Consider the following 11,680-nt stretch of genomic DNA (forward strand, 5'->3'; position numbering starts at 1 on the left):
AAAATTAAGCTCTTTGATGAATTACCAGGGCAATCTGGATATCAAAAATTAGGCGTTCAATGCGCGTAACATCACAGAACGCGCACTACGCGCATTGAACCCTCGAAATTCCTACAGGCAATTTGTATACTTGCCTTTTTCAGAATTTGCAGTTCCAGTCTTTGCCTTTATGTCTTACTCACTAAGTTTCTTTAATTCACCCGTAACCTTACTAAGTCACCGTGGTTTCTACTGTTAAACTCACTATAAAGTAACTTAGTTACTTAGGTCAAGGTAAACTATAAAGAAAATTATCTAAATAACATAAGATACGATAAAAATCCCTGAAATATCTAGCTAAAGAGGGAAAAGGAAATCAGAAAAACTGTCCCCTATTCCCTGTCCTTTGTCCCCTTCGTCAATGAATGCTCACTTTTTGCAGGAATCTTGACTCACATAGTGAGATAACATTGGTGTGTAGTCTGTCTTTGTGTGAGTATGAGTGTCATTCCCGAAAAGGTTCTTTTGGCTTTAGCCGAAAAACGGTGCTTGTCTAACAGCGAGATCGAGGTGTTTTTACACGCTGTTCATGGACAATCGCCAAATGCGATCGCGAAAAAATTGGCAATCAGTGCCGAAGCAGTACGCAAAAGATTGAGCGAAGTTTACAAAAAATTTCGTGTTACTGGTAGCGGCCCAGGTAAGCTCACTAAGTTACAGCAAGTTATAGAATCTGAGTATCAAGCATCTTCACAGACTGAGAAATCCATTATCCAAAACCGTCAAGATTGGGGTGAAGCGCCTGGTGTCTGCTTTTTTCAGGGAAGGATAGCAGAATTGTCTCAGCTAACGCAGTGGCTCATTAAGGATAACTGCCAACTAGTGGCAATATTAGGAATGGGTGGAATCGGCAAAACTGCTTTATCTGTGAAACTGGCGAAGGAAGTTCAGGATAATTTTGAGTACTTGATTTGGCGGAGTCTCCGCAATGCGCCACCTGTTGCAGAGATGTTAACGAGCCTAATCGGGTTTTTATCTGATGAGAGAGAAACAAATTTGCCAGAAAGCGTAGATGGTAAAGTAACGCTGCTGATTCATTATTTACGAAAGCATCGTTGTCTTGTGGTATTTGATAACACAGAGACAATTTTACAAGAAGGCGATCGCGCCGGACAATATAAACAAGAATACGAAGATTATGGTCAACTACTTAGTCGAGTAGGGGAAGAACCACATCAAAGCTGTTTAGTGCTGACATCTCGTGAAAAACCAAAAGAATTTGCTTCTTTAGAAGGAGAAGCATCACCAGTCAGAACATTATCGTTAATTGGCTTAGGAGAAACAGAAGGGCAAGAAATTCTCCAAGATAAAGGATTATTTGGCTCACAACAAGAATGGGCCAAGCTAGTTGAAAAATATTCAGGTAATCCTTTAGCGTTAAAACTAGTTTCTGAGCCAATTCGGGAGTTATTTGGTGGTGATATCGCTGCTTTTCTAGCTGAAGGAGAGATAATTTTTGGCGACACCCGAAATTTACTAGACCAGCAATTTGAGCGCTTGTCAGAGATCGAAAAAGAAATAATTTATTGGCTAGCAATCAAGCGCGAGTTAGTTTCTCTAGACGAATTGCTCAATGATATTGTGCGTCCTTTGACCAAAAGGGAAGTGATGGAAGCGCTAGAATCTCTACGGAGGCGATCGCTAATTGAACAAAGAACAGCACTTTTTACCCTCCAGTCTGTGGTAATGGAATACATAACCGACCAACTTATTGAACAAGTTTGTTATGAAATTACCACTAATAATATTATACTATTTATGAGCCATGCTTTAATGGCAGCTACGGCTAAAGATTATATTAGAAACACTCAGATTACCCTGATTATTAAACCAATAATAGATAGATTATTAACTATTTTTAGATATGCTAAAAATATTGAACATCATCTATATCAAATTTTATTGTCCCTGCGACAAGCTCCCCAAACAGCAGGATATGCAGGTGGAAATCTATTAAATATTCTTTGTCAACTACAAATTGATTTTAGCGGCTATGATTTTTCTAATCTGACCATTTGGCAAGCATATTTACAAAGTGTGAATTTGCATCGGGTGAATTTTGCCAATGCTGATTTAGCTAAATGCGTTTTTGCCGAAACATTAGTTAGTATTTCGTCAGTCGCATTTAGCCCGAATGGAAAACTTTTGGCTACGGGTGATGCTGATGGCAAGACTTACTTGTGGCAAGTTGATGATGGAAAGCTACTTTTTACCTGTATTGGACATAGCAGTTGGGTAAAATCAGTTGCCTTCAGTCCCGATGGTCAAACTTTAGCTAGTGGCAGTGATGACCAAACCGTGAAATTATGGGATATTCATGATGGTAAATGCCTGAAAACCTTGCACGGACATAGCAATTGGGTTAGGTCAGTTGCCTTTAGTCCCGATGGTCAAACTTTAGCTAGTGGCAGTGAAGACCAAACAGTGAAGTTATGGAATGTCCACATCGGCAAATGTCTGATAACTTTGCAGGAGAACACCAATCGAATTATGTCAGTTGCCTTCAGTCTTGATGGTCAAACTTTAGCTAGTTGCAGTGAAAAGCAAACAGTAAAGTTATGGGATGTTGGTGATGGTAAATGCCTGAAAATTTTGCAAGGACATAGCAGTTGGGTAAGGTCAGTTGCTTTTAGTCCTGATGGTGAAATTTTAGCTACTGGCAGTGACGACCAAACGGTGAAATTATGGGATGTTCGTGATGGTAAATGCGTGAAAACCTTGCAGGGACATACCAATCGCGTCTGGTCGGTTGCCTTTAGTCCCGATGGTCAAACTTTAGCTAGCGGTGGTGACGACCAAACGGTGAAATTATGGGATATCCGTAATGGTAAATGCCTGAAAACCTTCCAAGGGCATACCAATCGGGTAAGGTCAGTTGCTTTCAGTCCCGATGGTCAAACTTTAGCTAGTGGTAGTGAAAACCAAACAGTGAAGTTATGGAATGTCCAGGATGGTAAGTCCTTGACAACCTTGCAGGGGCATAGCAATCGCGTAAGATCAGTTGCCTTTAGTCCCGATGGTCAAATTTTAGCTAGCGGTAGTGAAAAGCAAACAGTGAAATTATGGGATGTCCGTAACGATAAATTCCTCAAAATTTTGGAAGGGCATAACAGTTGGGTACGTTCGATTGCCTTCAGTCCTGATGGTCAAATTTTAGCTAGTGGCAGTGAAAAGCAAACAATTAAATTATGGGATGTTCACACAGGGAAATGCCTCAAAAAATTGCAGGAACATACCAATCGAATTAGATCGGTTGCTTTTAGTCCTAATGGTCAAATTTTAGCTAGCGGCAGTGACGACCAAACGGTGAAATTATGGGATGTTCACACCGGAAAATGTCTCCAAACCTTGAAAGGGCATACCAGTTGGGTAAGATCGGTTGCCTTTAGTCCCGATGGTCAAACTTTAGCTAGTGGCAGTGAAAACCAAAGAGTCAGGTTATGGGATATTTATACAGGAGAATGTCTCCATATTTTGGAGGGACATAGCAATCGGATCAGGTCAGTTACTTTCAGCCCAGATGGTCAAACTTTAGCTAGTGGCAGTGATGACCAAACAGTGAAATTATGGGATGTTTTCATGGGCAAGTGTTTCACAACCTTGCAAGAACATACTAATCGAATTTGGTCAGTTGCCTTTAGTCCCGATGGTCAGACTTTAGCTAGTGCTAGTGAAGACCAAACGATAAAATTATGGGATGTCTATAATGGCAAGTGCCTTAAAACTTTGCAGGGGGCTAATTGGGTAAAGTCAGTTGCCTTTAGTCCCGATGGTCAAACTCTGATTTGTGGTAGCCAAGATGAGACAATCAAGCTTTGGGATGTATCGACGGGTGATTGCCTAAGAATACTGCGATCGCCACGACCCTACGAAAAAATGAATATCACTGGGGTTACAGGGTTAACCGCAGCGCAGTTAGTGACGCTCAAAGCTTTAGGGGCAGTGGAAGATGCAGAGCAAAAATAAAAGGTAAAAGAATGAATTTTGCCTTTTCCTTCATCCCTTTACCTTTTTTATGTACCTGATGCTTATTTCATGTTAGCCCTTGCATCCTTAACTGCGGCAAAGAAAAATAATCCTGTAAGTGGAATGCTTAATACCAGGATAATTGCCGTGGCTGTGAAACCAAAATCTGGTTGTCCGTAACCGAGTTCAAAAATCGAACCGACGGCTGCGATCGCACTTACACAAGAACCGCCCAGAAATAAACTGCTTTTTGGAGTTAAATACACTACTGCCCCCCTATGCTATTGGTTTCACCGCTTGATACGAGAAGCCATTCTTAGATAGCTCCTGGGCTAAAGTCAAGGAGTTTTCTACACGGTCTACAAATACCACGCCGTTAAGGTGATCCATCTCGTGCTGAATGCAGCGTCCCAGAAGGTCATTAGCCTTCAATGTCCGGGGACGACCGTACTCGTCTTTATAGGCAATTTCTACGACTTCGGGGCGCTTTACGTCTAAATATACGTTGGGAATACTCAAGCATCCTTCTTGGGCAACAGAGAGGTCGCGGCTGACTTGTTTAATGGTGGGGTTAATCAACACCAAGGGCTGATTAGCTGCGTTCTCTGGTTCCAGGTCGATGACAACTAGTTGTTTGTGAATTCCCACTTGGGGTGCAGCCAAACCAATGCCATCTTTGCTGTACATAGTTTGCAGCATTTCGCGCACTATTTGGCGAAGTTCGTCATCAACTTTAGAAATCCGCTTTGCAGCTTGACGCAGCACGCGATCGCCTAAATAATGAAGTTCCAAAGGTGGATTTTTTAACTTTTTTTTCTCGACAGCAATTTCAGAGGGCATGAGTCTTGATGGCTAGATGGTGAAAATTCCTACTATTTTCATTCTATCAATCTCAGTTAGAGGATGTTTAAAAAGTCCTGGAGTATACCAAAAACCCATTTGCCATTTCTCTTTTTGCTTGCCTAACGGCAGGCTGATGCCAAGAGTGAGAGGCTGGGAAACCCTTATTTTATCGTCAGGAAGCTTTGCTAGGGAGTTACGTCTCCGAGGTTGTATTGTTAGTAATAATACTTTTTAAACATCATCTTAGACGTAGTACCAATCTCCAAAATCATTCTTGTGAAGTCACGTTGTACCAGACTTGGAGTGATAATTTTATCGAGGCTGACCTCATTCAACAGTACTTTTAAAGCTTCTGAGCCTCGCCGAATGTGAAATCGATTGTCAGTCGTTCACCAGCTTATGTCTGATTCTTATCTGATTGCAACTAGGATTCCTATACAATTTTTTGTTAGTAAAAAGATTTATCCAATCAATTTGTTATTGATGGAAACCTATATTTAGCAATATTTTCTAGCATCTTCACCACATTCATTGACTAAATATAATAAACACTTAAAACGAAGAGTAACTATCTGTTCGTAAAGAGGGTTCAATTTACATAAAGGTGGAATCTGAAACAGAGTCCGACCGAAAACTTTAACAGTTCTTGCAAAAGGGCAATTGGAAGGAATTATTTTGCACAATAGTCTGGCTAGATTAGAATTATGTATTTCTACGGACTCAAGCTGATAGCGGATCTGGTTTAAGAAGCTATTGTTCAAATTGGCTTTATTTAAGAAGTTCATGGTTCAACTTTCCTTTCATCAATCTGTTTCTCCCTATCAAATTACTACGATATCCAGAGAAAAACATAGTATAAATACCAAACTATTTTTCTACTTTTTTGAGGTCAGTTTAAAGAACCGTAGAATTGCTGATAAACCAGAAGAGCTAGCCAATTATTATCAATAACTGTTAGAGGCAATAGTGAGTATATCTGTGGCAAATGGCAAAAGAGCGAGTAAATGGTCAAGGCAGCAAGAGGACAGAAGAAGGAAGTAGCAATAGATAAAAGCTGATATATTGGCAAACTTTGCACCATTGACTATAAATAGTGGTGTTATTGACGTAAAAACGCAAAAGCTGAACTTAGTGCTTTGGCGTTAAGTTCAAATTTTGAGGTGATGTGTGTTTAAATCTTTCACGAAACTTGACTATCTGCTGAAAGAAACTTTCCTCGGTTTATTGCGGGGAGGTTGGATGAATTGGGCCGCTGTCAGTACTGTGACGGTGTTACTGTTTTTATTCGGTTTGAGTTTGCAAACCTCTTGGCAAGTCGAAAAACTTCTCTATCAGTTTGGTAGCCAGTTAGAAGTGTCAGTTTATCTCGAACCAGATACACAAATCGAAAGTATTGAGCCACTCATCGCCAAAATGCCAGAAGTGGCGGCAATAAAAACCATTACTAAAGAACAAGCTTGGACTAAGTTAGTTAAGGAAATGAGAATTTCTGATATTGAGGGTGCTACCCAGCAACTAGGTGAGAATCCTCTGGTTGATGAGATGAAGGTGAAAGCACGTAATTCTCAAGTTGTACCAACCTTAGCAACACAGTTGGCTAAATTACGAGGAGTTGAGACGGTGCAGTATGTTGATGAAGCAGTTAAACGCATTGCCCAGTTGCACCGAGGACTGAACTGGATTACTTTAACAATTACGATTATTCTGACTTTAACAGCGATCGCAGTGACCACCACCACAATTAGGCTGATTGTCATGGCGCGTCGCCAGGAAATTGAAATTATGCAGCTAGTGGGAGCGACTTCTGTTTGGATTTACCTCCCGTTTATTTTACAAGGAATTGCCTTTGGTTTGGTTGGTGGTGCGATCGCTTGGAGTTTTATTTCTGTGATTCAACAGTTCCTCGGTAAGTTGCTAGTCAATCAACCTGAGTTTATCCAAGTCATCACCAACAGAGTGCAACTCACTCCAGCAGAAATTTTATTATTGCCCCTGATTCTTTTAGGTTTCGGTGCAGCTGTAGGATTAATGGGGAGCTTATTTGCTGTCCGACGTTTTGCTAAAGGATAGTCATTGACAAATGACAAATGACAAATGACAAAATCACAATGGGAATGTTTTTTGCAGAATCTCGGTGTTTGGGAAGGTTCATTTACGAATTTTTCTCCCCAAGGAACATTTTTGAATGATACTCCTAGTTGTCTTTCCCTAGAACATTTGAACAATAGCCAGAAAGTGCGCCTAACTCTGAGCCGTTCGGGACAAGATATAATCAGAGACTTTAATACCGTGGGAGGGGGCCTGCTGTTTTTTGAAAATGGTTCATTTTCTGAAGGTTTAATCCAGCTAGGGCCATTTTCCGAATTTGGTGGAGAACTCGCTTTTGTTCATGAAAATCGCCGCTTACGTTTGGTACAACTGTTTGATACTACCGGTCAGTTAAAGGAATTAATTTTAATTCGAGAACATCTCGCTGGAACCCCAGCAACAGAACGTCCAACTTTGCAGATAAATGATTTGTTGGGAGAATGGCAAGGTCAAGCAGTAACCATATATCCAGATTGGCGATCGCCTGATACTTACTCTACAACCTTGAAATTACAACTTGATGATGCTGGGCGATTAATTCAAAGTAGCTCTTTTGCAGATCGCACAATTACCTCAACTGCTTCCATCAAAGGCCCGATTGTTCTCTTTGACCAAAACCCAGAAAAGCAGGTGCAAGTATTATTTTTACCAGATGGCGCTTCTGCTACATCACCTGTAAAAGTGCAGTTACGCCAACCATTTTTTATGGAAGCAGGTTGGTTAATCCAGCCAAACCTACGCCAAAGGATGATTCGCAGCTACAACGAGAAAGGTGAATGGGTTAGTTTGACTTTAGTTACTGAAAAAAAGCTTTGATCTAGCGGCTTGCCATCAGAAATCGCTCTATTCTAACTAAATTTTGCGATATAAAGTTGTACTCAATTAACATTAGCCTCAGAAATAACAGTCACACAGGCATTCACTAAGGGTAACAACGGCCCTAGTTGCTCTTGTCCATTCACTGCTAAATCGCTGTGACACAAATAAACTCTCTCAGATACACGAGAGAGCAAATCTGTCAAAATTCTTTGCAATCGTTGTTCTTCTGCCAATTTTTCATCTTCTGCTGTCCAAGGTTCGCCTAATCTATCTCGGAGAAAAAACGGCGCACCAAACAAAGTCGCTGCACCACCTTTCGCCCATAGAGGTGAACCAGCATCCAGCCAAAAATGCCACTGGTGCGATCGCCTACTAGATCGATATTGAAATATAGTTGCTAAGGTAACAGCCTTTCTCGCTCCACCAATGGGGCGCACTGGGTAAGGGTTGGCGGTAATCGTACCCCGTCGCAGTAATTGAATGAATTCGATAATAGTTGTATGAGGCGTTGTTTCAACTGGGGCAATTTGTCGCAACCTGGTGTCAATTTCCCAATAATGTTGGGCGGTTTCTAATAATTCCCGTAATGCTGCTAGTTGTTCGTAGGGGAGATTACTACCATTCCACAAAAAGCGCTGAATTGCTCTGTCTAAAAGAGAAATGGGACTGGGAATTAACCGCAGTTCTTGCTGCGATCGCTGCTGTTCTAACCACTCTAATATTTCACTATAGGCTGTAGTCGCTGCATAGCCGATTCGATCCCAGCGCTCGAAGGCTGACACTGGTAGCAAATTGGGGCGATCGGGATGGGGTACAAAGCAGTAATCTGCAATCAAACCAGCACGTACCGGGTCAATATCAGTGCTGAGTTGGGAGTGCTGAGTGTTGTTAGCGGTAGCGGGGCGTTCAGCCCGTGAGGAGTTAGGAGTTAGGAGTGAGGGGTTTTCTGGTAGTTGTTGTTTTCTACTCAATACAACCAGCATTTCTGCGACGGCATCCCGATCTACGAGGCGACCTAAGCCGGGATAAACTAGTGCCAGCATGGTGAGTAAGGCGCGAATCACGGGCGAACTAATTAGGGGACGTTGGTCATTGAGCGATTCTACCTGGATATTTTGCTTGACGAGGATTTCTACTAGAGTATAACGAGCGATCGCATCTAAACCTGGTGCAATAATCGCCACTTCTTCTGGTTGCACTTGCTGTGATTGGATGGCATTAGCAATTACCTCTGCTGTTTGTCGCAATAATTGGGCGCGGGAGGTGGTTTGAATTGAATGCACTGTTTTTGGTAAACTCAACATTACCATCGGTTCTGTGACCAATTCCACCATCTGTTTAGTCAGTTGCTCGCTCAGAGACTCTGGAGGCGGCCCATTCAAAATTTCTACCCGACAACGTTCTGCTAACCCTTCTAGGTAGTTAGGATCTGCTCCCAATCCCAATCGCACCGCACCGTCAGGATTGTAACTAAATGCGCCAACTGCACCTCGATCTAATAGCAATTCAAACAAAAGACGCGCTACGCTGGGATATTCATCAACATCATCCGCTAATACTGCCTGATAGCGTTTAGTTAGGTGCTGCTGATAATTGCGATCGCTTAATAAGTGCTGACTATAAAGTTCGGTAATAATCCCATAAGTAAGTAACCCCCTCTCTAAACACCAATTACGCCAATCTAGCAGCAAAGATGCCAAAAATTCCGGCTCTAAAGTTGTAGTATTTTCCCCCAAACCTTTGGCCAAAATCTGGGCAATATCTTCGCAAGGTATACCACTGTAAGCTGCTAATTGTAATAAGTCTAAGATGCGACGCACCAAGCGAGATTCATTCACTCCCGCAAGACGTAAAATTTCTTCGTCTAATTGCGGACGCCAAAGTTTGGTTGCTAACTCTTGCTCAGTTTCTGGTCGCAATCTTACCGGAAACTGTGCTTTCAGCTTCAACGAGTTAATCAGCAACGGCCAAAATAAAATGACTTCATCCTGAAAAAAACCTAGTGGCGTCTTGGCACGAACCGGATATTTACCCAAAGTGGAGGTAACAATTATATCTCCTAACTCTCGGCGATTATCATCATTGGCCGCTAAAACTAAAACTCCCGGCTCTGTTTGTTTAAGATATAAAAATTCGGGTACATGACCAGTTTTTTTACGTCCTGTTTTTTTCGTATAAAATGATTCAGTATATTGTTTTTCTGATGTTACCCAATTACAAAATTGCTCTACTAAGCGAGCTGTCTTACCACTGCGGCTAGTGCCAACAATCCAAACCGAATGAGAAACCACAAACTTTCTCCTTGTAGATTTGTTAGTATACCTCGTGCGTTAACTTAAGGTTAATAGTCACCAAATAATGCTGAATGATTATCTGCAATGAAAAACTCTGTTTTTAGTCAAAAAATTTATTCTTTCTTACTTGCTGCATATCGATGGTACTTACAGACTCCTGAACGTTCTTTAGATGAAGCTTACGATGCAGCATTAAAGATTCAGGAAATAGAAGATAAGCATTTCAATGGTAATAAAATAGACATTGACTCAGCCATGTACAGTAACAGCGTGATGGATTATTTTGAGTCAGACCTCAACAAGCTATTAAAAATTGCCAGGATGCGGCTGACGGAGTTTAGAGGAAGCCGCTGGTTTTTAAATGAAGAGAATCAAAAAGCTGCCCAAAAAGCAGGTATAGAGTATCTAAATCCTTCTTTAGTTTTAGAAAAGCTAAACTTTATCGATCAAGTTATATCTAAATACACAACCAGCTCCGATAAAACACCTTCCAAAGCTTTAGTAGTACAACCTCCAAATTTACCAGTTAACTCTGTCACATCTGATGAAAAATCTTTGCTTGTCAATACTCCACCATTACCACCAAAAATACCAAATCAAGACTTAAAAAATAAACCCAAAGTCAAGAGTAAAACCGATACAATGGGTGTTTTACCTCGCTCTATTTTAAGTACTATCAGTCGTCTGCAAGTTGAATTAGACCCCAATTCGGAAGAAGAAGTAATTCAGAGCTTTCGTCAAACTCAGAAAAGAACAATAATATCTATCAGGTTTATTTTACTATTAATTATCATACCACTTTTAACGCATCAAATAGCAAAAGCTTTTGTAGTCGGCCCAATTGTTGACAGATTCAGAAGCACTCAGGAAATGCAGATATTTATCAATTCCGAAATGGAAGAGGAAGCCCTTGTAGAATTACAAAGATTTGAAGAAAAACTCAAGTTTGAAAATCTCATTATCAAAGCCCCTCCACTCTTACCTGAGCAGATAGAGACTGAAATGAAAAATAAGGCAAAAGAGATTGCTGAAGAATTTCGTCACGAAAGCTCTGGTGCTATCAAAAATGTTTTTGCAGATATGTTCTCGGTGGTTGCTTTTATCTGGCTTTTGTTAGTCAGTAAGCCTTCTATTGCTGTAGTTAAAGTTTTCTTTGATAATATTGTCTATGGACTTAGTGATAGTGCAAAGGCATTTATCATTATTTTGTTTACTGATATCTTTGTAGGATTCCACTCTCCTCATGGCTGGGAAGTACTACTAGAAGGAGTATCACGCCATTGGGGATTACCCGCGAATAGAGATTTTATCTTCTTATTTATTGCCACATTTCCAGTAATTTTAGATACTATATTTAAGTATTGGATCTTCCGCTATTTGAACCGGATATCGCCTTCTGCTGTTGCCACTTACCGTAATATGAATGAATAGGGAATAGGGCATTGGGCATCCCTTCTCTGCGAGACGCTACGCGAACGGCTTCTCCTAAAGGAGACGCTGCGCGAAGGCTCAGGGCAAGTGGGCATTGGGTAAAATTTTTGGTGTTTGATTTTAGAATTTGAGCGAGGTGGAATCATCTTATATCAATTTACATTGAAGTTGCATATAATAGAGCGTCGAGTGTGAGTGAG

General features: G+C 41.0%; 8 protein-coding genes. 4 read left to right on the plus strand and 4 right to left on the minus strand.

What is annotated here, in order from left to right; translation table 11 throughout:
- The first annotated feature begins 477 nt into the window (after nucleotides 1-477).
- Nucleotides 478-4,005, plus strand: coding sequence for an NB-ARC domain-containing protein (locus RMY27_RS29825; protein ID WP_322668449.1), 3,528 nt, complete (start codon nucleotides 478-480; stop codon nucleotides 4,003-4,005).
- Between the two features lie 62 nt (nucleotides 4,006-4,067).
- Here RMY27_RS29825 and RMY27_RS29830 read toward each other — a convergent pair whose 3' ends face one another.
- The 3 genes from RMY27_RS29830 to RMY27_RS29840 all read right to left on the minus strand — a co-directional run bounded on the left by RMY27_RS29830 (nucleotide 4,068) and on the right by RMY27_RS29840 (nucleotide 5,633).
- Nucleotides 4,068-4,271 (minus strand): hypothetical protein, encoded by a 204-nt coding sequence (locus RMY27_RS29830; RefSeq protein ID WP_094351396.1) that lies wholly within the window; start codon nucleotides 4,269-4,271, stop codon nucleotides 4,068-4,070.
- Nucleotides 4,272-4,281: 10 nt separating this feature from the next.
- Complete coding sequence (gene def, locus RMY27_RS29835; protein ID WP_322668450.1) at nucleotides 4,282-4,845, minus strand: peptide deformylase; 564 nt, start codon at nucleotides 4,843-4,845, stop codon at nucleotides 4,282-4,284.
- A 500-nt stretch (nucleotides 4,846-5,345) separates the two neighbouring features.
- On the minus strand, nucleotides 5,346-5,633 hold the full coding sequence (locus tag RMY27_RS29840) for a Mo-dependent nitrogenase C-terminal domain-containing protein (protein ID WP_322668451.1): 288 nt from the start codon (nucleotides 5,631-5,633) through the stop codon (nucleotides 5,346-5,348).
- A gap of 382 nt (nucleotides 5,634-6,015) precedes the next feature.
- Here RMY27_RS29840 and RMY27_RS29845 point away from each other — a divergent pair, with 382 nt between their 5' ends.
- Together RMY27_RS29845 and RMY27_RS29850 are read left to right on the plus strand one after the other, a co-directional pair.
- Nucleotides 6,016-6,918 carry an ABC transporter permease gene (locus tag RMY27_RS29845; RefSeq protein WP_322668452.1) on the plus strand — a complete coding sequence of 301 codons (903 nt, stop codon included), beginning with the start codon at nucleotides 6,016-6,018 and terminating at the stop codon, nucleotides 6,916-6,918.
- Nucleotides 6,919-6,942: 24 nt separating this feature from the next.
- A complete protein-coding gene (locus tag RMY27_RS29850; protein WP_322668453.1) occupies nucleotides 6,943-7,752 on the plus strand; it encodes a DUF3598 family protein in 810 nt (269 codons plus the stop codon).
- A 62-nt stretch (nucleotides 7,753-7,814) separates the two neighbouring features.
- Here the strand turns inward: RMY27_RS29850 and RMY27_RS29855 are convergent, their stop codons facing one another.
- The gene (locus RMY27_RS29855; protein ID WP_322668454.1) at nucleotides 7,815-10,046 is read right to left on the minus strand and encodes a recombinase family protein; all 2,232 of its coding nucleotides are present in this window, start codon (nucleotides 10,044-10,046) and stop codon (nucleotides 7,815-7,817) included.
- 87 nt (nucleotides 10,047-10,133) lie between these two features.
- Here RMY27_RS29855 and RMY27_RS29860 point away from each other — a divergent pair, with 87 nt between their 5' ends.
- Entirely contained in the window at nucleotides 10,134-11,480 is a 1,347-nt protein-coding gene (locus RMY27_RS29860; protein ID WP_322668455.1) for a proton extrusion protein PcxA, read from the plus strand.
- Nucleotides 11,481-11,680: the final 200 nt, after the last annotated feature.

Source organism: Nostoc sp. DedQUE09, from assembly GCF_034530915.1.
Lineage (GTDB): Bacteria > Cyanobacteriota > Cyanobacteriia > Cyanobacteriales > Nostocaceae > Nostoc.